Source organism: Agrobacterium tumefaciens (genome assembly GCF_005221325.1).
Taxonomy (GTDB): Bacteria; Pseudomonadota; Alphaproteobacteria; order Rhizobiales; family Rhizobiaceae; genus Agrobacterium.
Genome location: NZ_CP039888.1, coordinates 341439 through 367879, shown reverse-complemented (window position 1 = coordinate 367879; position 26441 = coordinate 341439). Strand labels below are relative to the sequence as shown.

Below are 26441 nucleotides of genomic sequence, written 5' to 3'. Positions count from 1 at the left end.
CCCCCTCGCCAATTGCCAAACTACGGTTATGATGGCTCCACCAGAAACACAGACCCGGTGATACATGCCCGCCAAAAAAACCATGCTCCGCCCCAAGAAACAGGCAACCATGGCAAAGAAGTCTCCTCCCCTCGATCTTTCCTCCACCCGTGGCGTTTCCTCCTGGCGCGAAGCCGCGCAATGGTTGCGCGCGCGCGGGATCGAAGACATAGAATGCATCACGCCCGACCTTGCCGGGGTTGCGCGCGGCAAGATGATGCCGACGGCGAAATTCACGGGCGATACCTCGCTCGCCCTACCATCCGCGCTCTACCGCCACACGATATCAGGCGAATATCCTGATGAGACCGCGAATTTCCGCTACGAGCCGCGCGACAGCGATCTGAAGCTGGTGCCGGATCTTTCGACGCTGTCCGTCGTGCCCTGGGAGACGGATCCGACCGCGCAGGTGATCTGCGACGTGGTGGATGCGGAAGGCAATTTCGTTCCCTACACGCCGCGCAATGTGCTGAAGAACGTGCTTTCGCTCTATACCGAAAAGGGCTGGAAGCCGGTCGTAGCACCCGAAATCGAATTTTATCTCGTCGCCATGAATGACGACCCTGACTATCCGCTGCATCCGCCGAAAGGCCGGTCGGGACGGTCGATCGTCGGTGGGCAGAGCTATTCCATCGCCGGCATCAACGAATTCGACGAGCTGATCGACGATATCTACCATTTCTCGGAAAAGCAGGGTCTCGAGATCGATACGCTGATCCATGAGGAAGGCCCGGCGCAGCTGGAAATCAACCTGCGCCATGGCGACCCGATCGAGCTTGCCGACCAGGTGTTCCTGTTCAAGCGCACCATTCGCGAGGCGGCGCTGAAACACGGCATCTACGCCACCTTCATGGCGAAGCCGATGCAGGGCCAGCCGGGTTCGGCGATGCATATCCACCAGTCAGTGGTGGAGATCGATGGCGGCCGCAATATCTTCTCCAATGCCGATGGCAGCCCTTCGAAAGAGTTTTTCTCCTTCGTCGGCGGCATGCAGCGCTATGTGCCCAATGCGCTGGTCATGCTCGCGCCCTATGTGAATTCCTATCGCCGCCTGACGCCCGACATGGCCTGCCCGGTCAACAATGCCTGGGGTTATGACAACCGCACCACGGCTTTCCGGGTGCCGATTTCCGGCCCGCAGGCGCGTCGCGTCGAAAACCGCCTGCCGAGCTCGGACGCCAATCCGTATCTGGCACTAGCCGCTTCGCTCGGCTGCGGCTGGCTTGGCATCGTCAACAATATCGAGCCGACCGAACCCACAGCCGATACGGCCAATGAAGGCTCCATCGAACTGCCGCGCGGGCTGCTGGAGGCCGTGGCGCTGCTGGAAGGCGAGGAGCAGTTCGACCGGGTGTTTGGCCATGAATTCGTGGGCCTTTATGCCGGCCTGAAACGCGGGGAATTCGAGACCTTCATGCAGGTCATCAGCCCCTGGGAGCGCGAGTTCCTGCTTCTCAACGTGTGAGGAACCACGAGCATGACATGGCAAAGCCCGATTGCGCCGGGACTATCCTGGTATCAGGCAACCGTCGGCGAGCGGCCGGACTATCCGGCCCTCGACGGGTCGAAGCAGGTTGATGTCGCGATCATCGGCGGCGGCTATACCGGCCTTCAGGCCGCCTGTAACCTCGCCGAAAACGGCGTTTCCGTCGCCCTCATCGAAGCGCATCGTTTTGGCGACGGTGCTTCCGGCCGCAATGGCGGCCAGTTCGGCACCGGCCAGCGCTCCTTTCCGGACGAGATGGAAGGCGAGATCGGCTTCGAGCAATCCAAGCTGCTGTTCGACATTGCCGAGGATGCCAAGAATTACGTACGCGACTTCGCCAGCAGCCGCGGCATCGACATGGACTATCTGCCGGGGCAGCTTTATGTGGCGCACAAGGCGGCCTATGAGGACGACTATCGGCGTAGCGTGGATGCAATGAACAACCGCTACGGCTATCCGCATATTTCCTACATGGAGCGTGGCGAGGCGCGCAAACGTGTCGGCTCCACCCATTATTTCGGCGGTACGCGCGATACCGGCACTGGCCATATCCACCCGCTGAAACTGCTGGTCGGGCTTGCGAAAGCGGCGAAGGCCGCAGGCGCCGACATCTATGAAATGACGCCGGCGAAATCCATCCGGCAGGTCGGCGGCAAGACCATCATCGAAACCCCCTTCGGCACAATCACCGCGCCACGGGTGCTGATCGCCACCAATGCCTATATCGGCAATCTGGAACCGGTGACGGCGGCCCATATCATGCCGATCCGTTCCTTCATCGGTGCCACCGCACCGCTCGACGCCTATCCTGATATCATCCCCGGCAAGGAAGCGGTGGCCGACTCCCGTTTCGTGGTGCGTTATTTCCGTAAGACGGCGGACAACCGGCTGCTGTTTGGCGGGCGCGAGGCCTATACGGCCGATGCGCCGCGCGATATTTCCAGCCATATCCGCCGGCAGATCGCGGAAATCTATCCCGAGCTGAAGGCCGTCGAAATCACCCATTCCTGGGGCGGGTCCGTCGGCATTACCCTGCCACGCAAGGTCTTCGTGCGCGAGGTCATGCCCGGCGTCACCTCCATTGGCGGTTACTCCGGCCACGGGGTGATGCTGTCGAATTATTGCGGCAAGCTTTATGCCGATCTCGTTCTCGGCAAGAAGGATATGCTGGCCCCCTTCGCGCGGCTGAGGGTGCCCGCCTTCCCCGGTGGGGCATCGCTGCGCGCGCCGCTGCTTTTCATGGCGCTCTCATGGTTCGCGTTGCGAGACAGGTTTTGATCCTTCAGGACGCATAGGGAGCTTCAATGGAAAAACCGGATGACAAGCTTGTTACGATCGCGACGGGTTATGGTCTCGCTGAAACAGCGGTGACATCCTCGTTTCTGCAGGCCTATGGAATTCCGACGATCGCCATTCCCTCCCAGTCCGCGTCGATATTCTGGCACTACACCGTGGCTTTTGGCGGAATAGAGATTCGCGTTGCCGCGCGGCAGCTCGTAGAAGCGCAGATGCTGCTGGACAGCGTCGAGCAAAGCAGTGAAACAAGGGATGCAAAAAAGAGCCAACAACTCTGGCGAGGGATTGCCGCTGTCCTTGTGTTTTTCTTTTTTTCGGTTCCACCGCCTGCCAAAGGCATCTTCAGAACCAGCACTTTCCCGGCGCATGGCAGAGTGACTGAGATCACCGCATGAGCGTTTCAAAGCTCGGCAAAACCAAAATTCATAATTTCACCCAACTGAGTCTGGCATTTTTAAATCGATTAGATTATTGATGCCCCCAACCTTTAAAGATCGAGAGAATCGATATGAGCAGTCAGATCATTCCTGTTGAACCTTTTGATTGTGTCGTTTTCGGCGGCACGGGCGATCTTGCCGAGCGCAAGCTTCTGCCGGCCCTTTATCACCGGCAGGTTGAAGGCCAGTTCACGGAACCGACCCGCATCATCGGCGCGTCGCGTTCGGTCATGACCCATGAGGAATATCGCAAATTCGCGCAGGACGCCCTGAAGGAACACCTGAAGGCCGGCGAATATGACGACGCGCAGGTTGCCGTGTTCCTGAACAGGCTTTTTTATGTGCCCGTTGATGCCAAGGGCACCAATGGCTGGGATGTGCTGAAGAAGCTGCTCGACGAGGGCAAGGAGCGCGTGCGCGCCTTTTATCTGGCCGTCGCGCCCGGCATTTTCGGCGATATCGCCGACAAGATCCGCGAACACAAGCTCATCACCCGCTCGACCCGTATCGTCGTTGAAAAGCCGATCGGCCGCGATTTGGCCTCCGCCCAGGAACTCAACGACACCATCGGCCACGTCTTCAAGGAAGAGCAGATCTTCCGCATCGACCACTATCTCGGCAAGGAGACGGTGCAGAACCTGATGGCGCTGCGTTTCGCCAATGCGCTTTACGAGCCGCTGTGGAATTCCGCCCATATCGACCACGTACAGATCACAGTTGCCGAAGCGGTCGGTCTTGAAGGCCGCGCCGGTTATTACGACAAGGCCGGGGCGCTGCGTGACATGGTGCAGAACCATATCCTCCAGCTGCTTTGCCTCGTGGCCATGGAGCCACCCGCTTCGATGAAATCGGAAGCCGTGCGCGACGAAAAGCTGAAGGTCCTGCGTTCGCTGAAGCCGATCGATACCAGCAATGTTGAAAAGCTGACCGTTCGCGGCCAGTACCGCGCCGGTGCTTCCGCCGGTGGTCCGGTCAAGGGCTATCTGGAAGAGCTGGAAGGCGGCGTTTCCAACACCGAAACCTTCGTCGCCATCAAGGCGGAAATCGCCAACTGGCGCTGGGCCGGCGTTCCCTTCTACATTCGCACAGGCAAGCGTCTGGCGACCCGCGTTTCGGAAATCGTCGTCACCTTCAAGCAGATTCCGCATTCGATCTTTGACGATGCGGCCGGCAAGATCGAAGCCAACAAGCTCGTCATTCGCCTGCAGCCGGATGAAGGCGTCAAGCAGTCGCTCCTCATCAAGGACCCCGGCCCGGGCGGCATGCGCCTTCGTCAGGTCTCGCTGGACATGAGCTTTGCCGAAGCCTTCAACGTGCGCAGCCCCGATGCCTATGAGCGGCTTTTGATGGATACCATCCGCTCCAATCAGACATTGTTCATGCGCCGCGACGAGGTCGAGGCCGCGTGGGACTGGGTCGATCCGATCCTCAAGAGCTGGGAAGAGCTTGGCCAGGGCGTGCAGGGTTATACGGCCGGCACCTGGGGTCCGAGCGGCTCGATCGCACTGATCGAGCGCGACGGCCGCACCTGGCACGATGCCGACTGAGGGCCGGGCGATGAGCGAAACGATCCACGTCTTCGACACCGCCGCCGCGCTGGCCACCGCCTTGGCGGCGGAGGTTGCCAAACGCCTTGATGCGGCAACCAAGGAACGAGGGACCGCAAGCATTGCGGTCTCCGGCGGCTCGACACCGAAGCTGTTCTTTCAGGCGCTATCCCGGCACGAACTCGACTGGCCCAATATCAGCGTGACGCTGGTGGACGAGCGTTTCGTGCCGCCGGAAAGCGACCGTTCGAACCATCGCCTCGTTGCCGAGAACCTTTTGCAGGACAAGGCGAAGGCGGCTTATTTCGTGCCGCTGTTCCAGCCGGCGGCCTCGCCGGAGGATGCGGCCACACTTGCGACCGTCAAGACCGAAGCGATCTGCAATCCTTTCGACGTCGTCATTCTCGGCATGGGAACGGATGGCCACACGGCATCGTTCTTCCCGGGCGGCGACAATCTCTATGAAGCGCTTGATCTCGATGAGCCGCGTGGCGTCTTGACCATGGCGGCGGAGAATGCCGGAGAGGAGCGGTTGACGTTCAACTTCTCCAGCCTGCATGACGCCGATTTTCTGGTGCTGCATATCGAAGGTGCGGCCAAGAAAGCGACGCTGGAGAAAGCACAATCGGGCGAGGATGAGGACGAAATGCCTGTCCGTGCCGTGCTGAACCGGGCAGAAACGCCCGTGGATATATACTGGGCGCCATAAACCACGCGGCCGCCGTATCCGCGGCCCGCGAAACGCCCAACGACATGAAGAGTGAAACACGACAACCGGCCGCTCACCTCCCGGAACGCCGGTTGCCGACCAACGAACAGGATGAACGCCCATGTCCGCCGATTCCCGCATTCAGGCCATCACCGCCCGCATCGTCGAACGTTCCAAGCCCTACCGCGAGACCTATCTCGAGCGGCTGCGGCTGCAGGTCTCAAAGGGCGTTCACCGTTCCGTGCTTTCCTGCGGCAATCTCGCGCATGGATTTGCCGTCTGTTCCCCCGCCGACAAGGACATCCTTGCCGGCGACCGGGTTCCCAATCTCGGCATCATCACCGCCTATAACGACATGCTTTCGGCGCACCAGCCTTACGAGACCTTCCCGGCGATCATCCGCGATGCGGCGAAGGAAGCGGGCGGCATAGCGCAGGTGGCAGGCGCAGTGCCCGCCATGTGCGACGGCGTGACCCAGGGTCAACCCGGCATGGAGCTCTCGCTGTTCTCCCGCGATGCCATCGCCATGGCGGCCGGCATTGGCCTCTCGCACAACATGTTCGACGCCGCCGTCTATCTCGGCGTCTGTGACAAGATCGTGCCCGGCCTCGTGATCGCGGCCCTCGCCTTCGGTCACCTGCCCGCCGTCTTCGTTCCCGCCGGCCCGATGACGTCGGGCCTGCCGAATGACGAGAAGTCGCGTATTCGCCAGCTTTATGCCGAAGGCAAGGTCGGTCGCGCCGAACTGCTCGAAGCGGAATCCAAATCCTATCACGGCCCCGGCACCTGCACCTTCTACGGCACCGCCAATTCAAACCAGATGCTGATGGAGATCATGGGTTTCCATATGCCCGGTTCGTCCTTCATCAATCCCGGCACGCCGCTGCGTGACGCACTCACCCGTGAAGCAGCCAAGCGCGCGCTGGCGATCACCGCGCAGGGAAATGAATTCACGCCGGCGGGCGAGATGGTCGATGAACGATCCGTCGTCAACGGCGTCGTCGGTCTGCATGCGACAGGCGGCTCCACCAACCACACCATGCATCTGATCGCCATGGCGCGCGCCGCCGGCATCATCCTCACCTGGCAGGATATTTCCGATCTTTCGGACATCGTGCCGCTGCTTGCCCGCGTCTATCCCAACGGTCTTGCGGATGTGAACCACTTCCATGCCGCCGGCGGTATGGGCTTCCTCATCAAGCAGCTCCTGAAACAGGGCTTCGTGCATGATGATGTGCGCACCGTCTTCGGTCAGGGGCTCGCAGCCTACACCGTGGATGCCATGCTTGACGAGAAGGGCGCCGTCACCCGCCAGCCATCCCCCGAACAGAGCCACGACCCGAAGGTTCTTTCCAGCATCGAAACGCCGTTCCAGTCGACCGGCGGACTGAAGATGCTGACCGGCAATCTCGGTAAATCCGTCATCAAGATTTCCGCCGTCAAGCCGGAACGGCACATCATCGAGGCACCGGCGATCGTTTTCCATGACCAGCAGGAGCTTCAGGACGCATTCAAGGACGGCAAGCTCAACCGCGACTTCATCGCCGTCGTGCGCTTCCAGGGACCGAAGGCAAACGGTATGCCCGAGCTGCACCGCCTGACGCCGCCGCTCGGCGTGCTGCAGGACCGCGGCTTCAAGGTGGCTCTGGTGACGGACGGGCGCATGTCCGGCGCATCCGGCAAGGTGCCCGCCGCCATCCACGTTACGCCGGAAGCCTCCGATTGCGGCCCGATCTCGCTCATCCGCGATGGCGACATCGTTCGTCTCGACGCCATCTCCGGAACACTGGAGGTGCTGGTTTCCGCGGCCGAACTCGCGAAACGCGAACCGGCGCGTGCCGATCTTTCCGGCAATGAGTGGGGCATGGGCCGCGAGCTTTTCGCCCCCTTCCGCCGCAATGCCGGCCCAGCCGATCAGGGCGCCAGCGTTCTGTTCCATTGATATCAGGAAGGCGAAGGCCGAACGCGGTTTTCGCCCTCCAACTCTGTTTTGCGGCAAAGTCCGCTGCACTTTTTCGTGCCTGACGATCCAGTGCAGAAACCGCTTTATTTCCCATGTCTGAAACGCCAAACTTGTCATGCGGCTGTGATGATTGCCCGTTAGGGCCTTCTCAGCCAGCCGGGGGGCGGTGGTGCAGTTTCGGACCATGGGGCAAGACATGACGATTTTCTCAAGCAAACGCCGCGATGTGTTGAAGCTTATGGCAGGCACCGCCATGCTGCCGCTGCTGGTGACGGCGACGCCTGTTATGGCGCAGGACGTGGCGCTGCGTGCGATCGTCATCTCCGACCTGCATTCGGCCTATGAGCGTATCGGCCAGCTTCTCGCAGCAATAGAAACCCACATCGCCGCCGACAAGGCACCGCACATTACCTTGCTGAATGGCGACCTTTTCGAACTCGGCAACGCGGTGGCCACACGTTCGGCTGGCGAAATCGAATGGACGTTCCTTGCAGCACTCGCCAAGCTCGCTCCCACCGTCGTCAATATCGGCAATCATGAGCCTGATATCGATAATGACCTCGCCAATTTTGTTACCCGTGCCCAGGCACTCGGTATCACCGTGCTGTCCAACATCATCGATAAGCGCGACGGAAAGCCCTATGCGCCTGATAGTGCCGAGGTGAGCATCGGCGGGCGGCAGATCATCGTGGCGGGCCTCGCCACCAATGCGATCAACACCTACCCGAAGGCCACGCGCGAAATGCTCGACATTCCGCAGCCTATCGAGTGGGCCAAGGCCAATCTTCCTCGTATCGTCAAACGGGATGCGATCAACATCGTTCTCAGCCACGCCGGCGTCGTCGCCGACCGCGATATACTGCCGCTGCTGCCGGATGGCACCTTGCTTGTCGGCGGCCATGATCACCTGAACTTCGTGCACGAACAGGGCGCTACGCGTTATGTCCATACCGGCTCATGGTGCACTTCCATGACGGTGGCGACCATTTCGGCGGCCGGCAAGGCCGCGACTATCGAGGCGATCGCCATCGATCGTGACGCTCCCGCCTCCCCTGCCCTCAAGACCCTGATCGAGCAAACGCTTGAAAAGCACCTGACCGCGGAAGAACGGGAAGTCGTCGGTAAGTCCGCCAAGGCGATGACTGTCGACGAGGCCGGCCGCCATGTGGCGCAACTCATCGCGGCAAAGACCGGCGCGGATGTCGGTTTCGTTGGCCACACATCCTTCGGCGCAGGCCTGCCAGAGGGCGACATTCGCCGCTACGACTTCAACGCCTCGCTGCGTTTCGACGGCAAGCTGATGGTGACGGAAGTGGATGGCGAGGCGCTTGCCGAAATCCTCAAACGCTGCAACCAGGATGGCGACATTCCGCTCACTGCACGCACCGGCGACTATCTCTATGCCATGCCGGAGAAACCGGAACAGAAAGGGCGCTACAAGCTCGTCTGCAACGACTGGTCGGCCACCAACCAGAAGTCCTATTTCGGCCGCGGTGACCTGACCTTCACCGAGGTGCCAGATGTAAAACTGAAACAGACGGCTCTGGGCGGGCTTTCTTAAGGCCGCAGACTATCAGAGTCTCAGAACGACCTGATATCAAGCTTCCGGTCCCTGTGCGCCGGATGCGTGCTGAACACGAAGATACGGTCCAGCTCTTTCTGCGTCAGCATGCGCAGGAAGCGGACGTGGATGGTGTTGTTGGCGTTGACGCGCAACATCACGCAGCCGATCTTGCTGATGCGGGCATCGGGAATATCGAGATAGAACTGGTTGGGCAGGTTATATTTCGTCAGCAGCGCCAGCACCGCTTCGGTCTGGGAAATGCGGATGACATCACAGCGGCGCGCCGCCATGTGCATCACGGCCTTTTCGGTATATTCGATGCGTGCCGCATTCATGGTATCTTCCATGCGAAACCGGTTTTCACGGTCGTACATGAAGGATTCTTCCTTGCTCAGGTAATGGTTCCTGATGACACCCGCACCGCTCTGCACGCCCAGACTCCCATGCTCATTCGATGGGTCGAGACTAGGCCATAGTCTTTAACAATTCATATCAGACCTCTCTTAAAGAGGCCGGAAGCGGGACATTTCCGGTGTTTTTCCACAAGGGCAAAAAAGCCATGAAAAACCCCGGAACGGGGGTGTTCCGGGGTAAACTTTCCAGATCGCGGTCCCTTAGGGGCGGTAGGTCTTGCCCGCGGCATCAAAGAGGTGGAGCTTTTCCTGGGGCGCGGCAAACCGCAGTGTTTCGCCCTTGCTGACGGAAACAATGCCCGGCACCTTGACGATGATCGGCTCCTGACCCTTCGGGGCATCGAGATAAAGCAGTGTCACTTCACCCAGAGCCTCGACAATCGCGACCTTGCCTTCGAAAAGGTAATCATCGCCGGTGACGATGCTGAGATCTTCGGGCCGAACCCCGAAGCTCGCAGCCTTACTTTGCTCGGTGGCAGGGGTCGGAACGCTGACGGCGAGCGTCTTGCCACCAGCCAGTTCGATCGACGTACGTTCGCCGGTTCCGGCGATCTTCGCGGCGATGATGTTCATGGCGGGCGAGCCGATGAAACGCGCCACGAAAAGGTTTGCCGGCCTTTCGTAAAGTTCGAGCGGCGGGCCGACCTGTTCGACACGGCCGGCATTCAAAACCACGATGCGGTCCGCCAGCGTCATCGCCTCCACCTGATCGTGGGTGACGTAGATCATCGTCGTATCGGCCATCTGCTCGTTGAGCTTGGCGATCTCGATGCGGGTGGCGACGCGCAGCGCCGCGTCGAGGTTCGACAGTGGCTCATCGAACAGGAAGACCTTGGGATTGCGGCAGATGGCGCGGCCGATGGCGACGCGCTGACGCTGACCGCCGGAAAGCGCTTTGGGCAGGCGCTCCAGATATTGTGCCAGCTGCAGAATTTCGGCCGCGGCGCGAACGCGGCGGTCGATCTCCTGCTTGTTTTCCTTGGCGATCTTCATGCCGAAGGCCATGTTGTCATAGACGGTCATATGCGGATAAAGCGCATAGGACTGGAACACCATGGCAATACCCCGCCGCGAGGGCGGGATTTCATTGACCAGCTGGCCGTCAATATACATCTCGCCGCCGGTGATTTCCTCCAGACCGGCGATCATGCGCAGCAGCGTCGATTTTCCGCAGCCCGAGGGACCGACGAAAACGATGAATTCGCCCTGTTCGATCTGAAGATTGATGCCGTGCAGGACCTTCACCTGTCCGTAGGATTTGCGGATATCCTTGAGAACGAGACTTGTCATGGGTGTTCCTCCCTGTTCTGTCAGGCGTAACGGGCGAAGAAAGCGCCCCATGCCGGAAGTTCTACGCTTCTGCCCTCAAGGCTGCTTGCAAAGCCATGGCCTTCGAGAACCTCCCAGTTCCCTTCCGGCAGCGTCGCCTTTGCAGCCGTCGCGGACAGATTGAAAAGGCAAAGAACGGTTTCGTTACCGACCGTGCGGGTGTAGCTCAGCACATCGCCCTCCACTGGCTGGAATTCGATGCCGCCCTTGGCGAAAGCCGGATGTTTTTTGCGGAAGGTGAGGAAGCGGCGGTAATGTTCCAGCACCGAAGCTTCATTGCCCTGCTGGGCGCTGACGGCGCGCTGCCTGTGTTCGGCTGGAATCGGCAGCCAGGTCTTGTCCGACGTCGAGAAGCCGGCCTGTGCATGGCCCGCATCCCACACCATCGGCGTGCGGCAACCATCGCGGCCCTTGAATTCCGGCCAGAACTGGATGCCGTATGGGTCCTGCAAATCTTCAAACGCGATCTCAGCTTCGGTGAGACCCAACTCCTCGCCCTCATAGATGCAGACGGAGCCGCGCTGCGTCATCAGCAGTGCCGAGAGCACCTTGGCGAAGGCATCCTTATCCTCGACATGTTCGCCCCAGCGGCTGACATGGCGCACGACATCGTGGTTGGAGAAGGCCCAGCAGGCCCAGCCTTCCGGTGCTGCTTTCGCAAAATCCGCCTGAACATCAGCGACGCGCTGCGGGGTGAGCGCATCAGGTGCCAGAAATTCGAAGGCATAGCACATCTGCATCTTGTCGTCGCCGGAGGTATATTCGCCGACGATTTCGAGACCGCGCTGGCTGTCGCCCACTTCGCCGACGGCGGCGATATCGGGGAATTCGTCCAGCACCGCGCGGAAGCGCTTCAGGAAGGCGATGTTTTCCGGGCGGTTCTTGTCGTAGAGATGTTCCTGGAAATTGTAGGGATTGACCGCAGGTGCGGTCGAGGCATTGCGGCGCTCCGGCGCCAGCGCCGGGTTGTCGCGCAGCTCAAGGTCGTGGAAATAGAAATTGATAGTGTCGAGGCGGAAACCATCGACGCCGCGCTTCAGCCAGAAGCGGGTGATATTGAGCAATTGCTCCTGCACTTCAGGGTTATGCAGGTTAAGGTCCGGTTGCGAGGTCAGGAAGTTGTGCATGTAATATTGCATGCGGGTCGGGTCCCACTGCCAGCCCGAGCCGCCGAAGATCGACAGCCAGTTGTTGGGCGGCGTGCCATCGGGCTTCGCTTCTGACCAGACATACCAGTCCGATTTCGGATTGTTGCGGCTGGCGCGGCTTTCCACGAACCACGGATGCTGGTCAGACGTGTGCGACAGGACGAGGTCGATCATGACGCGGATGCCAAGCCGGTGGGCTTCGGCAATCAGCCCGTCGAAATCGGCAAGCGTACCGAACATCGGATCGACATCGACATAGTTCGAGACGTCGTAACCGAAATCCTTCATCGGCGAGGTGAAGAAGGGCGAAATCCAGATGGCGTCGGCACCGAGACCGGCAATATGCGCCAGCCGGTCGGTGATGCCCTTGAGATCGCCGATGCCGTCGCCATTGGAGTCCTGATAGGAGCGCGGGTAGATCTGATAGATCACCGCACCACGCCACCAGTCCTTGTTGGGCGTCAAAGCGGAAGTCACCGGAGCGGTCATGGAAGTGTCCTGTGTGGTATGGGCGTTCATGGAATGATCAGCCTCCCTTGACGGAGCCCGCGAGCAGGCCACGCACGAGGTAACGTTGAAGAGCGAAGAAGACGCCAAGCGGCACGATGATGGTGACGAAGGCCGAGGCGGTGAGGATTTCCCAATTGCCGCCGCGCGAACCGAGCAGCGCGTTCAAGGCACCCGTCAGCACCAGCTCGTCCTTCTGCGTGCCGAGGAAGACCATGGCGACAAGCAGGTCGTTCCAGGTCCACAGGAACTGGAAGATGGCGAAGGAGGCGAGCGCCGGGAAAGACAGCGGCAGGATGATCTTGACGAAGATTTCGAAATCACTCGCGCCATCGACACGGGCACTTTCGATGATCTCTTTCGGCAGGCCGGAAATATAGTTGCGCAGCAGATAGATGGCGAGCGGCAGGCCAAAGGCGGTATGCGCCAGCCAGATGCCGGCATAGGTCTTGGACGGCACGCCGAAGATAGTGCCGATTTCATTGTACAGTCTCAGAAGCGGGATGAGCGACATCTGCAACGGCACGACGATCAGGCCCACCACCATGGCAATCAGCAGATTGCGGCCGGAAAAGTTCATCCATGACAGGGCATAGGCGGCGAAGGCGGCGATGAGGATCGGGATGACGGTTGCCGGAACCGCCACGGTCAGCGAGTTGACGAAAGACTGGCCGATGCCTTCCGAGGTCAGGACCGTGCGATAATTATCGAGCGTGAAGACGGGCGGCGTCGCAACGGAGATGTAGACACGTTTGCCGCGCGCGCCCTCGAAGCTGGAGGCCTTGCTATATTCGTAGGTGCCATCCGTATTGACGAGAAGTGTCTCGCCATCACCGATATCGGCAGCCTCCCCGGCTTTGAAGGCCGTCGGCTCCTGCACGCGGACGCCGAAGGCGGCTACCTTGCCACCCTGCCCGTTTTCAAAAACGTTGCCTGCTATGACGTAGCGGCTGCCGTCCTGTTTCTGCACGGCAGCATCGGCAAGGCGAACCGCCGCCGTCTGTTCGGAACTGGAGAAGGCCGTCCACCAGCCCGACACCGTGATCTGGTCCTTGTCGCGCAGCGAGCTGACGAGAATGCCGAGCGTGGGCAACAGCCAGAGAAGCACGACGACCAGAACGCTGGCATGGACGATGAGGCGCGGCAGGCCGACGCGGCGCAGACGTTTGACGATATCCATCTCAGCGACCCTCCATCTCGCGGTTGGCTTGGCGGATATTCCAGACCATGATCGGGGTGACGGCCGCCATGATGATCAGCGCGATGACCGCACTTCGGCCGCTATCGCCGCCGCCGCGGAACATCCAGTCGAACATCAGGTTCGCGAGAACCATCGTGTTCCATTGCCCGTTGGTCATGGTCAGCACGATGTCGAAGACTTTGAGCACGAGAATGGTGATGGTCGTCCAGACGACGGCAATGGTGCCCCAGATTTGTGGAACCATGATCTTCCAGAAAATCTGCCAGCCATTGGCACCGTCGATGACCGCCGCCTCGATGGTTTCTTCAGGAATACCGCGCAACGCCGCCGACAGGATGACCATGGCGAAACCGGTCTGGATCCATATGAGGATGACCATCAGGAAGAAGTTGTTCCAGAAGGGCATGGAAATCCACACCTCCGGGCTGCCGCCAAAAAACTCGACGACGGCGTTGAGAAGACCGATCTGCACCTGACCTTCAGCGCGATATTCATAGATGAACTTCCAAATGACGGAGGCACCGACAAAGGAGATCGCCATCGGCATGAAGACGATGGATTTGGCGATGTTGCCCCACCAGATGCGGTCGGTCATGACTGCGATGACCAGGCCGAAGAAGGTGCAGGCGGCCGGCACGACGGCGAGCCAGAGGATATTATTCAAGATCGACTGCCGGAACCCGGCATCGAAGAACGCCCAGCGATAATTGGCAAGGCCGACGAATTCGCTGCCGGTCCGGTCGTAAAACGACAGGATCAGCGTCGCGATGACGGGATAGACCAGATAGACGAGCAGAAGGATCAAAGCGGGGCCGACGAACAGCCATGGTCGAACCGCCGCGCGGCGGTTGAGATTGCGCGATGCCTGCAATACGTCTCCCGAGCGGACGGGAAAGATTACCTGCAACAGTTTGTCGGACAGCCAGTAATAGGCAGCGCAGGCGAAAACGCCGGCTACCATGACGCCGATGGCAGAAACGAGTTGTTGAGCCATGGTCCCCTCCCTTGATCCTCTCCGCGCCGCGCTGAGTGATGCGGTCATCGGGTCGTTCTTGCGGAAGAGGCCCGGCAACAAACCGCCGGGCCTCGTCTCAACCGGTGTTACTTCAGGCCGTCCCAGGCCTTCTGGATATCGGTCGCGACCTGATCGGCGGATTTGCCGCCGACAAAATCGATCATGCCGGTCCAGAATGCGCCGGCGCCGATCTTGCCGGGCATCAGGTCGGAACCGTCGAAGCCGAAGGTCGTCGCCGTCGTCAGGATTTCACCCTGACGCTTCATCTGCTCGTTGGCATAGGTGTCGACATTCACACCCTTATAGGGCGTCAGGAAGCTGGACTGCGCCATCCACACTTCGTGAGCGATCGGGGTCTGCAGGAATTCGACGAAAGCCTTGGCGGCAGGCGCTTCCTTGGTGACCGTGACGAGCGTGCCGGCACCGAGAACCGGCTTGCCGAGTTCAGGCTTGGATGCGTAAGTAGGCATGTAGAAGAAATCCGCGTCCGTGCCGACCTTGGTGCCCTCTGGGAAGAAGGAAGGAATGAAGGACGCCTGATGGTGCAGGTAGCATTTCGGCGGAATGTCGAAGAGGCCCTTCGGGCTGTCGCGGAAGTCGGTGGAGGCCACGGCTGCAACGCCGCCGCTGACATATTTCTCGTTCTTGGCGAATTTGCCGAACTCGTTGATCGCCGCAACCACGGCCGGATCGGTGAACTTGACTTCGTTGGTCGTCCACTTCTGGTAGACGTCGAGCGGCTGCGTGCGCAGCATCAGGTCTTCCACCCAGTCGGTTGCCGGCCAGCCGGTCGCGCCGCCGGAGCCCAGGCCGATGCACCACGGCGTGCCGCCATCGGCAACGATCTGGTCGGTCAGCTTGAACAGGTCTTCCATGGTCTCGGGGACCTTGTAGCCCGCTTCTTCGAAATTCTCAGGCACGTACCAGACGAGCGACTTCACGTCGGCCTTGAATGGGAATGCAAAATAGGCCTTGTTGCCGTCCTTGCCCTTGTAGCTGCCGAGATCGACCCAGGATTTGCCCGCGCCATAATTTTCCTCGACCCATTTGGCAGTGTCATCGCCGAGCGGCACAAGGAAGCCCTTGGCGGCGAGATCGGTGAGAAGGCCGGGCTGCGGCAGGATGGCGATATTGGGCGGCGAACCCGCCTGCGTGTCGATGACGATCTGCTGCTCGTAATTTTCCGATGAAGAATAACGGACGGTCACGCCGGTCGCATCGGCGAAATAGGCAAGCACCGACTGAAACAGTGCTTCGTCCTCACCGCGCCAGGGTCCGAAAATCGTCAGCGTCTGTCCCTTCAGGTCGGCATGAGCTGCCTTGAAGTCCTCGTAGCTTTTCCAGTTGAACTTGGCGTCCCCACCGGGCGCGAATTTCAGGTCGGCGGCAAAGGCCGCACCCGACAGCAGCAACATCGAAGCCGCCGTCGCCAAAAGAGTCTTCCGCATGTGATTTACCTCCCATCACATAAGAGCCTCAAAGCGTCCTCTTCCAATCAAAGCGCTTTGGCTACCTATTCATCTCATTGTCATTGAGATGGAGTCAAGAGGCTGTTTCGGCGGAAAGGCTGATGTGCCTTGCGAATAATCATATTTATTTAGAAAGGCGGCTATCGTTTTCGATTGAGAAAAGCGCCGGAGGCTGGTAAAAATCTAAAGCGCTTTGGGAATGTGAGGAGCGGCTTTTGGCCTTTTCCTTTGGCGCGCATGGAGGAAATGACAGAGATGAACCTGAAACAGTTGTCGCAACTGCTTGGGATTTCGCAGACGACCATCAGTCGGGCGCTCAACGGATATCCCGAGGTCAGCGCGGAAACCCGCCGCCGTGTCATGGAGGCGGTCGAAAAGACCGGTTATCGCCCGAATGCAGCGGCGCAACGGCTGGCAACCGGCAAGGTTGGTTCCATCGGTCTTGTCATGCCGATTGGTGAACACCATCGCTCCGACGTGCATTTCGGCGAATTCCTGAGCGGGCTGGGTGAGGAAGCCTCGCGCAGCAGCTTTCATCTCGTCATCATGCCGACCGAACCGGAAAATGAGCGTGACGCGCTTCGGGGGCTGGCGGCGAGCGGCAGCGTCGACGGCATCTATCTCGCCTACATGAAAAATAACGACCCACGCATTGCCATGATGCAATCGCTCTCCCTGCCCTTCCTCGTGCATGGCCGTTCCGTCGGCGTGGAGGAAAATTATCCCTATCTCGACGTGGACAATGAAGGCGCCTTCCGCGATGCGACCCAGCTTCTCCTGCAGCTGGGTCATACGCGCATCGGACTGCTGAATGGCCCGGAAGGGTACGATTTCACCTACCGGCGCTGTCTCGGGGTGGAAAAGGCGCTGGCGGCCAATGGGCTCTCCCTGCACCCAGCCAATAAACGGCACAGCAGCATGACGGATGAGGAAGGTTATCTCGGCATGGAGGCGCTGCTGTCACAACCGGAAAAGCCGACCGCCATTCTCTGCGCCAGTACCGCGCTCGCGCTCGGGGCAATCCGTTCGCTCAACCAGCGGGGATTAAAGCCCGGCAGGGATATTTCGCTGATCGCCCATGACGACGTGCTGCCGCTTTTGAAGCCCGATAATTTTTCGGTGCCGCTAACCACCACACGCTCGTCGCTAAGGGCAGCCGGGATGCGCGTGGGTCAGCGCCTGATCAACCGGATCAAGCTCAACCAGACGGAACCGCATCAGGAACTCTGGAAAGCGGAACTCGTAGTGCGGGCTTCGACGGGGCCGGCTCCGAAAGCGTAGCCGGCCGGTCTCAATTCACTCAGAATTTCGGCGCTGTCTTGCCGACTGCGCGATGGGCCGCAATGACGGTATTGGCCATAAGCATGGCGATCGTCATCGGACCTACGCCACCTGGAACCGGTGTGATGGCGGCGGCAACGGCGCTTGCTTCGTCAAAGGCGACATCGCCGACCAGTTTCGATTTGCCTTCGCCCTTTTCCGGCGCAGGAATGCGGTTGATGCCGACATCGATGACGGTTGCGCCTGATTTCACCCAGTCGCCCTTCACCATCACCGCGCGACCGACCGCAGCCACGAGAATATCGGCCGTCTTGCAGACGGCGGCGAGGTCTTTGGTGCGCGAATGCGCCATGGTCACCGTGGCGTTGGCATTCAGCAGAAGCTGGCCCATGGGCTTGCCGAACAGGTTGGAGCGGCCGATGACAACGGCGTTGAGGCCGGAAAGGTCGTCGCCGTGAATGCCGCGCACGAGCAGCATGGCGCCGGCTGGTGTGCAGGAAATGAGGCCGGTAGCGAGATCGCCGGTCGCGAGCTTGCCGGCATTCAAGACGCTCAAGCCGTCGACATCCTTCTCGGGCAGGATCGACTGGATGATCTCATCCGAATTGAAATGTTTCGGCAGGGGCAGCTGCACCAGAATGCCGTGGATGGACGCATCGGCGTTCAGTTCGCCGACCAGCTTCAGGAGTTCACGTTGAGTCGTTTCTTCCGGCAGCGTGTGCTGGATGGAGTTGAAACCGCATTGCTTCGCCATCTTGCTCTTGGAGTTCACGTAAGCGTGGCTGGCCGGATCATTTCCGACGATAACAACCGCGAGACCGGGCTTCACGCCCTTCTCCGCCTCCAGCGCTTCTGCCGATTTGCGGACCGCCTCCGTTACCGAAGCCGCCTTCGCCTTCCCGTCAATCACAACTGCCATGCGTCCTGCTCCTGCTGGGTTACGTAGGCTCCGTATGGTGCCCCCGTCGCAGGAATGCAAGCTAAAATGCGGCGTTTTCAGGCTGTTTTGCGGTAGGCTTCACGGCGGTCGGCGTAATCGGTAAGACACTCCCTCAGGAACGCCAATTCCCGTCGCAATTCCATCAGCTCCTCGGCTTCGGCCTGCGCATGGTCGAAGTCCCCGGCAAGCGCTTCGGCCAGAAGCGGCGGCAGCCCTGATGATGCGGGATCGGCCGTTCTGACGGTTCGGTTGCCCATCAGCACCTGGCGCACACGTTCGTCCAGCGGCATATCGTCGGCGTCATTGGCGGCCTCGCCGTAATAATCGGCAAAGCTGTCTTCCTCCACCTCGACAGTCGTTTCCGCGGCAACGGGCTGGAGGTCGTCGAATACGGCCGGCTCGATCGGCTCGAATTCCGAAAATTGCGGCGCGGCGACGAAGGGGGCCAGTTCCTCGCCGGTTTCGGCGGTCGAAGCAGCCTCCTCTTCCTCGTCATGGCGGCGATAGCTGAGGAGATAGAGGCTGCCCAGCAGACCGATCAGCGCGCCGCCGCCCGCCAGCATGGCGGCCTGCGTCAGGTCCCGGGACAATTCACCCGGTGCGGCCTTCTTCGCCAGACGGGTTTCGATGGCAGGTGTTGCCGAGGCGGTCAGGTCGCGGCGTTCGCTTGCCTCCAGATAGGTATTTCGCGCCGTTTCCAGCTCACCCTGCAATCTGGAGAATTCGCCGGGCGCGACACCGAGGATATTCAGACGGTCGAGATATGTCTTCTGCTCACCTGTGGCGGTGGCGATCTCCTGATTGATGCGCTTTTCATCCGCCCGCAGCCCGTCGAGCAATTGGCGCAATGCGGGCGCGGCAAGCGCCTGTGCAGCATCCACGGCATTCTGGGCGGCGATGCGGCGCGGATGTTTCGGACCGTAATCCACAGACACACCGGCAAGCGCCATGCTGGCACTCGCCTGTTTCTGCCTGACATCCTCAAGCGCCGAAAACGCCGTGCCGGTCGGGAGCGGTTTGGAATAGACATCATTCGGCTTCAGGGCCAAAGCCGATGCCAGATCGGCCTGGAGAGATTGCTGCTGCCGGGTGGTCCGCACCAGACTGTCGTTTACGTCACGCAATTGCTGTTCAAGCTGCTGCGCTTCGGTCATCACGGCATCGCCATGGCGCATCTGGAAACCGTTTAGAGCGGCTTCCGCCTCGTCCAACTTCTTTCGTGCCCTTTCCATCTCGCGCATGGCTGGTGTCATCGTGCCGGCTTTGCCATCCGCCATCACGCGCATCGAAAGATAGTCCGTCAGCCGCATGGCCATGTCAGGCGTCGCCGCCTTGGCGGTCACAACAAGCATATTTTCATCCGGGGTCAGTTCCAGCCGGATCGCTTCGCCCACGGCGCCGTTCAGCGCTTCACGCGGGGAGACCACGCGCGCATGCGCGCCGGTCAGAAGATCGAGAAGCAGGCCAAGCTCGCCCTGATTACGAACGCCGATCATATCGGCGGGTTTCAGCTTCAGATCGGCGGTTACCCGCTCAAGCCCGGAGGGCGAAAGCAGTGTCCGCCGCGCCATTGCCAGAAAGCGGGTCGCATCGGGGGCATCATACGCGGTCTGGATAACCTCGATCCGGGCCTGCGAAACATAACCGCGAAAACCGGAATCGATCAGCAGCAGCGAAATGGCAGCGCCCACCACCGTGGCGGCAGCAACGCAGCCTGCCGTTAGCAGCCGCAGACAATGCCTGCGCCACTGCGACACGGGCGCAAAGACATCATCCCCCTCGGGGCGGATCGCGATCATATCCGGATTGTCATCAACCATCTGAAGCCGTCTGCCGCCCTCGGTGCCGCCCGTAACGGGCGACTGTCAAAACCTTACGAGAGGTTAAAGGATCGTGGCAAACAAATGGTTAACACGCCGCTTCACGGCATGATATCAGCTCTTGCCGAGTGCGATGTGCCAGGGCTCGGCGCAAAGGCTGTAAAGCCAGCTCATATGCAGCTTGCGGAAAATATCCGGCATGCCGGCCACTTCTGACGACAGGACCTTGAACAGGGGCCCGACTGCGATGGTAACACGCGCATCTTCACGGCTGACCGTGCGGTGCAGCCATGTCTCCTGATTTTCCTTGAGCATTCCCGCCAGGAGAACATCCACCTTCACGCCGGAGGCATCCCGGTTCAGCATGACGAAATCGTGCCATGGCGCATGGGCGCGCAACCGGGCAAGCACTTCGCCGATCTGCGCCGCATCGTCACCCGCCACGCCGATGCGTTTCGGCACCGCCATATAGGTCAGAAGCGCCATGGTGAAGGCAACGCCATCGATGGTGGCGGGCAGAGGCTCACCATGTTCCGCGCGCGCAGCGGCTTTCATGCCCTTGCCCTGCGGCAAAAGCAGGCAGCTTTCCAGAATTTGCCGGTAGGCTTTATCCTTGAGTGACAGCTTTGCCTTCTCGATGGTCAGGAAGGACAGCATCGTGTGCCCTTCACAGGCCGAAGCCTTGCCGCTGACCAGCTCCAGCGCGTCATTCCAGTCGAGATCACAGACGCGCAGCCCGTGGATATTCCGTTGCAATCCCTGGCGCGCAAAACCTGACGCGAAACTCATTGCCGACCCCCAAATGCCAAACCGATCGCCACCGGCCCGGCGCATGGCCTGCGGGGCGGTGGTTCATGGGTCTGTTATACAGGTGCAGGTTGAATTTAACTTGAAAGCAATCTCTCGAATGCTCACAGAGGTAGCAAGAGATAATTAACCAGAGGGCGCCGTGTCGCCGCAGCTCCCTCTCCGTCAGTGGCTGGGTGCCGCGGCCGCTTCTACTTCGGCCTTCTCGCCCTCGACGAGCTTGACCGAGCGGGGCGTACCATTGCCGTTCTGCTCGCGGATGTCGGCTTTCGACAGGTAATCGAGCTGTTCGATCAGCACGTCCTCGACCACCTCGTCGTCGAGCCTCTTGTTCAACCCCTCGCGGATGCGTTGCTTGAAGGCGTCGGGATCGAAGGTGGAGATATTGGCAATATTGACCATCGAAGAACCCGCCAGAAGCGTGAACAGTTCATCGGTCATCAGCTGGGTTGCCGGCAGCTCGATCTTGGCCATCTTGGCCTTGTCGACACGCAGCGAGATCCGGCTGAGGAAATAGCCGTTCACTCCACCATCATTGATGACGGGAATTGTGATGCTTTCGCCCTTGACCAGTTGCAGGTCGGCCTTTTTCGCCCCCGCCTCATCCGGCGCCGGCGCCGTCGCCATCTGGACGGAGAAATACACCGCGCCGAGCGTGACGGCGCAAACCCAGACGCCGGTGAGAAGAAGCTTCAACATCAGGAGGCTGCGCCGTAAAGGAATTGTTCCTGGGAATAGGTGCCGTCCGTATCGGCTTCCTGGATGGCGGTCTTCAGCAGATCCGCGACAGCGCGAACCGCATTCAGATGCGCCTCGACGCGGCTGGCATTGGTTGCGAGCTTGGACTTGATGCCCTTCACCTGCTCCATGTAACCGGCGGCGATTTCCTGGTGCGGTGTATCGCGGACCAGCATCGTCAGCTCATAGAGGCAACGGCTTTTATGGGCATTGGAGACCTTGAAGTCGAACTGAGGGTCCTTACCGATATTGTCGTTCTCGTTGTCGATGATCATCTCAAGGCGGCCGAGAACGGATTGGATACGGTGGTCGTTCGACATAAGGTCCATGCTTGTCTCCTCGTTAGGGTTTTTCATTCTCAAGCCTCGTCCGTTTTATCATTGGAAACGCCGAGGACCTGCCGCTCGAACTCCGCCACCATCCGAATTGCAGCATTATGGTCTTTGTCATTCATCGATACGTCGGTAATGCCTTTGCTTTCGGCCTTCCGCAGCGCATCCTTGTAAGCCTGCTCCGCAATGCCGACGCCGCCATTTCTGGAGATCGTGTCGGCAAACTGTTCCGCCATCATGCTCTTCCAGATTTCGCCGGCATTACCCTTGCCATAAACCTCCTCGCTGTCTTTCGGCAGCATGTTGGCAACGAAGGTCTGGAGAACCGAGGCTTCATATTTGCGGTATGTTTCGGGGATTTGAGTGCGCACTGAACGAATATTGGTATCGCCAAGGCCGGCCTTGGAGGAAGCACCGTCAAGCATATCGACGGCGGCACCAAAGCCCTTGCCGGAATCGGCCAGACTGGTTGCGGCGAAAGCCGCCTTGTTCGCCTTCAGTTTTTCCTGGGCAACCTGCACTTCCTGAGGGTCCGCCGCACGAACCACATCCATCACCAGATCGCTTATAACCGATATCGCCACGTCCCGAACTCCCGAGCTGACGAACGTGCCGGAGGAAAGCCGACGCGTTCACTCAATCAAGAAACATCGCAGAAGACGCCTTCAAAACGCCCGCGATGCAACAACGGGATAGACTATGGATCGCCAACCTTGCTGGAGGCTGGTGTCTGGGAAACATTCGTAATTTCTAACAAATCATAGATTGCATTATCATCCGCCTCGCGATCCTCGAGATCGCGGGCAATATGCATCCTGTCCTCCAGCCTGTCGGCCTTGGTCTTTTCCTTCAGGACCTTGTTTTCCTGAAATTGCTGAACGCCTTCGAGCTGGCGGTCCTGAACGACCAGGCGGCCGTAGCGGTCGGAATAGTGTTTTGAGAATGTCTGGTGCACCGGGTCCATGGAACTCATGGCCTCAAACGTGCTCTCCATGGATTGCGCCACTTCGCTGCGCACGCGGGTGGTATCGGCCAGCTCCACCTCGGCCATTTTTTCCATGTGCCGCTGGACCGTTACCAGACGTTTGAGCTTTTCCGAGCGCTTGTCCGAAGCCATGGCGTTTTCTCCCGATCAAAAGCCGATAAAGACCGGGCCGAACCCATCCACGAATTGCCGGATGAGGGCCGCGACCGACAAATAGAGCATGAAAAGACCGCCCGCCAGAACGAATGGCGTCGATATGAAGAAGACCGGGATTTGCGGCGCCAGCTTGTTGATGAGACCGACCGCGACGTTGAACATCAGGCCATAAATCACGAAGGGGCTCGCCAGCCGCAGCATGATCGAGAAGGAAGCTCTCAGCGTATCGGTCAGCGTGATCAGCATCTTCTGTCCGCTGATGAGCGCGCCGACCGGCGTGGCGGTGTATGAATCCACCAGCGCCTTCAGGACGATGTGGTGGAAATCCATCATGAACAGCACCAACAGGCCACCGAAGGTGATGAAGTTGGCGATCTGGTTTTCCTGCACGTCTTCGATGGGATCGGCACCGCCTGGCGCACTGAGGCCGATGGAAGCGCCGATGAGCGCCCCGGTGAACTGGAAGCCGAGCGTGTAGAAGCGGGCGATCAGCCCATACATCGCGCCGATGAGTACCTCTGTGAAGATGAGACCGACGACCGTGCCCTGGCTGGCGCCGGAAACCTTCGGATAGATCGTGTCCCAAAGCACCGGCAGAAGCGCCATGGACACGGCCACACAGAGAAGCATACGAATCTGCGGTGAAATGCGCGAGCTTGAAAAGCCCGGCATGGTCATGAAGCAGGCGCCTATACGGCAGATGGCAAGGAACAATGCAACGATTGTTCCCTGCGGGTCGGTTATCATGAAATGGCGCCCAGAATCTTGATCTCCAGACCCTTGGCCAGTTCCACATGCGAAAGAACCGGCAGGGTCGCAAAGAGTCGCTCGATAATCATGCGCACATAGGACCGCGTTTCCGGCGAGGTTACAAGGACAAAGGGCAGGCCGCGATCCATGAATTCACGGATAACTTTCGACGCCTGCTCCGAAAATTCCTCGAGATGGCGGGGATCGATGTCGAATTCGACGATTTCGCCCTTCTGGTCGCGCTTCAGCGCCTGATGGAAGACCATGTCCCACTTGTTGCCGAGGCGAAGGACGCGCAGCACGCCATTGTCGGCAAGGTCGCCGCAGAGCTGCTGCGACATGCGCACCCGCACATGCTCGACGATCTGTTCCGTCTTGCGCACATGCGGTGCAAGTTCGGCGACGGCTTCGAGAATGAGATGCAGGTTGCGGATCGATACGCGCTCGGCGAGCAGCAGCTTCAGGACCGCCTGCAGGCCTGAATAGGACATGTGCGATGAGCAGATTTCATCGGCCAGCTTCTTGTATTCGGGATCGAGCCTGTCAATGAGGATTTTGACGTCCTTGTAGGAGAGAAGCTGCGGCAGGTTGTTGCGGATGACTTCGCTCAGATGCGTCAACACGACGGAGACGTTGTCGATCGGGTGGAAGCCTTCGCGCTTCAGATCCTCGGTAAAGGTCTCGAGGATCGAGACGGCGGGCATGCCGAAAGCGGGTTCGCGGATTTCGTCACCAGGGATGCTCGGCTTGCGCCCTGCCCCGGTCACGACAAGCACATCGCCGACGCGCAGGTTGCTGGACGCGATGGTCGTGCCGTGGACACGAATCTGATAGGCCTTTTCCGGGATCATGATGTCGTCGGAGACCTTGATCTCCGGCACCACAAAGCCATATTGCGTGGCGAATTTCTTCCGCATCTTGCCGACGCGGAAGGCCAGCTCCTGATGCGCGCCGAGAAGGCGGGTGGAAACCTGCTTGCCGAGCGCGAGCTCGATCTCGGCGGTCTTCAGCACCTGCTTGACCGAATCTTTTTCCGCCTCGGTTGTCTGGAGAACCTTGTTCTCCTCTTCCTGGCGGCGAAGTGCGCTTTCGGCCTCCGCCTGGCGCGGAATATACCAGCTGCCGAAGGCCATGATGCCACCGAGGAACATGAAGGGCAGGAAGGGCAGGCCCGGAATGATGGCGAGCAGCCCCATCAGCATGGCCGAGACCATGAGCGCGCGCGGATAACCGCTCAGCTGATTGACGACCGCCTGATCGGTCGACCCGGCCGTGCCGCCGCGCGATACCAGAAGGCCGGCCGCCAGCGATACGATCAGGGCCGGGATCTGCGAAACGATACCGTCACCAACCGAAAGCTTGACGAAAACGTCGGCCGCTTCGCCAATTGGCATGCCGTGGCGGAAGTAACCGATGATGATGCCGCCAAAAATATTGATCGCTGTGATGATGAGGCCGGCAATCGCATCGCCGCGGACGAATTTCGAGGCGCCGTCCATCGAACCGAAGAAGGAGCTTTCCTCCTCCAGTTCGCGGCGACGCCGCTGAGCTTCCTTTTCGTCGATGATGCCGGCGGACAGATCCGCGTCGATCGACATCTGCTTGCCGGGGATGGCATCGAGGGTGAAGCGCGCGCCGACTTCGGCGATACGCGTCGCACCCTTGGTAATGACGATGAAGTTGACCGTGATCAGGATCAGGAAGACGATCAGACCGATGACGAAATCGCCGGACATGACCAGGCTGGAAAAGCCCGCGATCACGCCACCTGCCGCCGTCGGCCCCTCGTTACCATGCGAAAGGATGACACGCGTCGTCGCAATGTTCAGCGACAGGCGGATCATCGTCGCAATCAGCAGCACGGTCGGGAATGACGAGAAGTCCAGCGGGCGCTGGATCCAGAGCGCCACCATGAGAATGAGGACCGAAAGCGCAATCGAGAACGCCAGACCGATATCCACCAGCATGACCGGAATGGGCAGAAACAGAACACAAAGGATCGCAATGATGCCCAATGCGAAACCGATATCCCGCATGCTCGGACTGACCTTGGGCAAGGAGATGACTGGTGGCTGCGCCATGAATTCGTCCTGTCTCTTCATGAGAAGGGCGACGGAAAAGCCGTCGCACGGTTCCGGGCATCGGTTTTCGAAAAGCGCACGCAATTCGGGCCGATGCTTTCAGCCTATCCCTAGCCGCTGAAGCTTGCGCGAGGATGGCATCCGAAGAAAACGGGGATCAGAAGCCCGACTGGATGCGGGAAAAGACGAGGTTGGAAAAAAGTACGATCTGCGCGCCCACGAAGGGGGCGGCGACACCGAGGACGATCATGATCGTCACGATCTTGGGAACGAAGGTCAGCGTCATTTCCTGAACCTGGGTCAGGGCCTGGATGAAGGCGATGGCGACACCGACGATCATGGCGGCCAGAACCGCCGGACCGGCCGCGACGAGAACAGTCCAGACTGCCGCCTGCATGATATCAAGCGCATCGGCCTCGTTCATCGTC

At 59.9% G+C, this 26441-nt stretch carries 24 protein-coding genes; 8 read left to right on the top strand and 16 right to left on the bottom strand.

The window, feature by feature from the left end:
• Window positions 1-64: 64 nt before the first annotated feature.
• The 7 genes from CFBP5499_RS01990 (at window position 65) to CFBP5499_RS01960 (ending at window position 9038) form a co-directional block, all read left to right on the top strand.
• The gene (locus CFBP5499_RS01990; protein WP_080826046.1) at window positions 65-1504 is read left to right on the top strand and encodes a glutamine synthetase family protein; all 1440 of its coding nucleotides are present in this window, start codon (window positions 65-67) and stop codon (window positions 1502-1504) included.
• 12 nt (window positions 1505-1516) lie between these two features.
• Window positions 1517-2803 carry an NAD(P)/FAD-dependent oxidoreductase gene (locus CFBP5499_RS01985; protein ID WP_080826048.1) on the top strand — a complete coding sequence of 429 codons (1287 nt, stop codon included), beginning with the start codon at window positions 1517-1519 and terminating at the stop codon, window positions 2801-2803.
• A gap of 26 nt (window positions 2804-2829) precedes the next feature.
• The gene (locus tag CFBP5499_RS01980) at window positions 2830-3216 is read left to right on the top strand and encodes a hypothetical protein (protein ID WP_137066223.1); all 387 of its coding nucleotides are present in this window, start codon (window positions 2830-2832) and stop codon (window positions 3214-3216) included.
• 113 nt (window positions 3217-3329) lie between these two features.
• Window positions 3330-4805 (top strand): glucose-6-phosphate dehydrogenase, encoded by a 1476-nt coding sequence (gene zwf, locus CFBP5499_RS01975; RefSeq protein ID WP_080826050.1) that lies wholly within the window; start codon window positions 3330-3332, stop codon window positions 4803-4805.
• A 10-nt stretch (window positions 4806-4815) separates the two neighbouring features.
• Window positions 4816-5514 carry a 6-phosphogluconolactonase gene (gene pgl / locus CFBP5499_RS01970; RefSeq protein ID WP_080826052.1) on the top strand — a complete coding sequence of 233 codons (699 nt, stop codon included), beginning with the start codon at window positions 4816-4818 and terminating at the stop codon, window positions 5512-5514.
• A 121-nt stretch (window positions 5515-5635) separates the two neighbouring features.
• On the top strand, window positions 5636-7456 hold the full coding sequence (edd, locus tag CFBP5499_RS01965) for a phosphogluconate dehydratase (protein ID WP_080826054.1): 1821 nt from the start codon (window positions 5636-5638) through the stop codon (window positions 7454-7456).
• Window positions 7457-7673: 217 nt separating this feature from the next.
• Window positions 7674-9038 (top strand): metallophosphoesterase, encoded by a 1365-nt coding sequence (locus CFBP5499_RS01960; protein WP_080826057.1) that lies wholly within the window; start codon window positions 7674-7676, stop codon window positions 9036-9038.
• A 20-nt stretch (window positions 9039-9058) separates the two neighbouring features.
• Here CFBP5499_RS01960 and CFBP5499_RS01955 read toward each other — a convergent pair whose 3' ends face one another.
• The 6 genes from CFBP5499_RS01955 to CFBP5499_RS01930 all read right to left on the bottom strand — a co-directional run bounded on the left by CFBP5499_RS01955 (window position 9059) and on the right by CFBP5499_RS01930 (window position 16102).
• Window positions 9059-9415 (bottom strand): hypothetical protein, encoded by a 357-nt coding sequence (locus tag CFBP5499_RS01955; protein WP_173986541.1) that lies wholly within the window; start codon window positions 9413-9415, stop codon window positions 9059-9061.
• A 240-nt stretch (window positions 9416-9655) separates the two neighbouring features.
• Entirely contained in the window at window positions 9656-10744 is a 1089-nt protein-coding gene (locus tag CFBP5499_RS01950; RefSeq protein WP_080826062.1) for an ABC transporter ATP-binding protein, read from the bottom strand.
• 20 nt (window positions 10745-10764) lie between these two features.
• Window positions 10765-12420 (bottom strand): alpha-glucosidase family protein, encoded by a 1656-nt coding sequence (locus CFBP5499_RS01945; RefSeq protein WP_080827465.1) that lies wholly within the window; start codon window positions 12418-12420, stop codon window positions 10765-10767.
• Between the two features lie 37 nt (window positions 12421-12457).
• Window positions 12458-13618 (bottom strand): carbohydrate ABC transporter permease, encoded by a 1161-nt coding sequence (locus CFBP5499_RS01940; protein WP_080826064.1) that lies wholly within the window; start codon window positions 13616-13618, stop codon window positions 12458-12460.
• Between the two features lies 1 nt (window position 13619).
• A complete protein-coding gene (locus CFBP5499_RS01935; protein WP_175416581.1) occupies window positions 13620-14633 on the bottom strand; it encodes a carbohydrate ABC transporter permease in 1014 nt (337 codons plus the stop codon).
• Between the two features lie 107 nt (window positions 14634-14740).
• Window positions 14741-16102 carry an ABC transporter substrate-binding protein gene (locus CFBP5499_RS01930; protein ID WP_080826067.1) on the bottom strand — a complete coding sequence of 454 codons (1362 nt, stop codon included), beginning with the start codon at window positions 16100-16102 and terminating at the stop codon, window positions 14741-14743.
• A 276-nt stretch (window positions 16103-16378) separates the two neighbouring features.
• Here CFBP5499_RS01930 and CFBP5499_RS01925 point away from each other — a divergent pair, with 276 nt between their 5' ends.
• On the top strand, window positions 16379-17404 hold the full coding sequence (locus CFBP5499_RS01925) for a LacI family DNA-binding transcriptional regulator (RefSeq protein WP_080827467.1): 1026 nt from the start codon (window positions 16379-16381) through the stop codon (window positions 17402-17404).
• A gap of 19 nt (window positions 17405-17423) precedes the next feature.
• On the opposite strand, the gene CFBP5499_RS01920 is transcribed toward CFBP5499_RS01925, so the two are convergent.
• The 10 genes from CFBP5499_RS01920 to CFBP5499_RS01875 form a co-directional block, all read right to left on the bottom strand.
• Window positions 17424-18323, bottom strand: a complete 900-nt coding sequence (locus CFBP5499_RS01920) for a bifunctional methylenetetrahydrofolate dehydrogenase/methenyltetrahydrofolate cyclohydrolase (RefSeq protein ID WP_080826069.1) — start codon at window positions 18321-18323, stop codon at window positions 17424-17426.
• A gap of 77 nt (window positions 18324-18400) precedes the next feature.
• A complete protein-coding gene (locus tag CFBP5499_RS01915; protein WP_080826072.1) occupies window positions 18401-20164 on the bottom strand; it encodes a GumC family protein in 1764 nt (587 codons plus the stop codon).
• Between the two features lie 114 nt (window positions 20165-20278).
• Entirely contained in the window at window positions 20279-20953 is a 675-nt protein-coding gene (locus CFBP5499_RS01910; RefSeq protein ID WP_080827468.1) for a WecB/TagA/CpsF family glycosyltransferase, read from the bottom strand.
• Between the two features lie 183 nt (window positions 20954-21136).
• A complete protein-coding gene (locus tag CFBP5499_RS01905; RefSeq protein WP_080826074.1) occupies window positions 21137-21670 on the bottom strand; it encodes a flagellar basal body-associated FliL family protein in 534 nt (177 codons plus the stop codon).
• Window positions 21670-22038 carry a hypothetical protein gene (locus CFBP5499_RS01900; RefSeq protein ID WP_080826077.1) on the bottom strand — a complete coding sequence of 123 codons (369 nt, stop codon included), beginning with the start codon at window positions 22036-22038 and terminating at the stop codon, window positions 21670-21672. Before CFBP5499_RS01900 ends, CFBP5499_RS01905 begins: the two co-directional genes overlap by 1 nt.
• Window positions 22039-22067: 29 nt before the next feature.
• Window positions 22068-22625, bottom strand: coding sequence for a rod-binding protein (locus CFBP5499_RS01895; protein WP_175416580.1), 558 nt, complete (start codon window positions 22623-22625; stop codon window positions 22068-22070).
• Window positions 22626-22738: 113 nt separating this feature from the next.
• Window positions 22739-23158: a hypothetical protein gene (locus CFBP5499_RS01890; RefSeq protein WP_080826082.1), complete on the bottom strand. Its 420-nt coding sequence runs from the start codon at window positions 23156-23158 to the stop codon at window positions 22739-22741.
• Window positions 23159-23173: 15 nt separating this feature from the next.
• Complete coding sequence (gene fliR / locus CFBP5499_RS01885) at window positions 23174-23929, bottom strand: flagellar biosynthetic protein FliR (RefSeq protein WP_080826084.1); 756 nt, start codon at window positions 23927-23929, stop codon at window positions 23174-23176.
• Window positions 23926-26013: a flagellar biosynthesis protein FlhA gene (gene flhA / locus CFBP5499_RS01880; RefSeq protein ID WP_080827469.1), complete on the bottom strand. Its 2088-nt coding sequence runs from the start codon at window positions 26011-26013 to the stop codon at window positions 23926-23928. The genes fliR and flhA overlap by 4 nt, the downstream gene beginning before the upstream one ends.
• A 157-nt stretch (window positions 26014-26170) precedes the next feature.
• The gene (locus tag CFBP5499_RS01875; RefSeq protein ID WP_006313045.1) at window positions 26171-26437 is read right to left on the bottom strand and encodes a flagellar biosynthetic protein FliQ; all 267 of its coding nucleotides are present in this window, start codon (window positions 26435-26437) and stop codon (window positions 26171-26173) included.
• Between the last annotated feature and the right edge of the window lie 4 nt (window positions 26438-26441).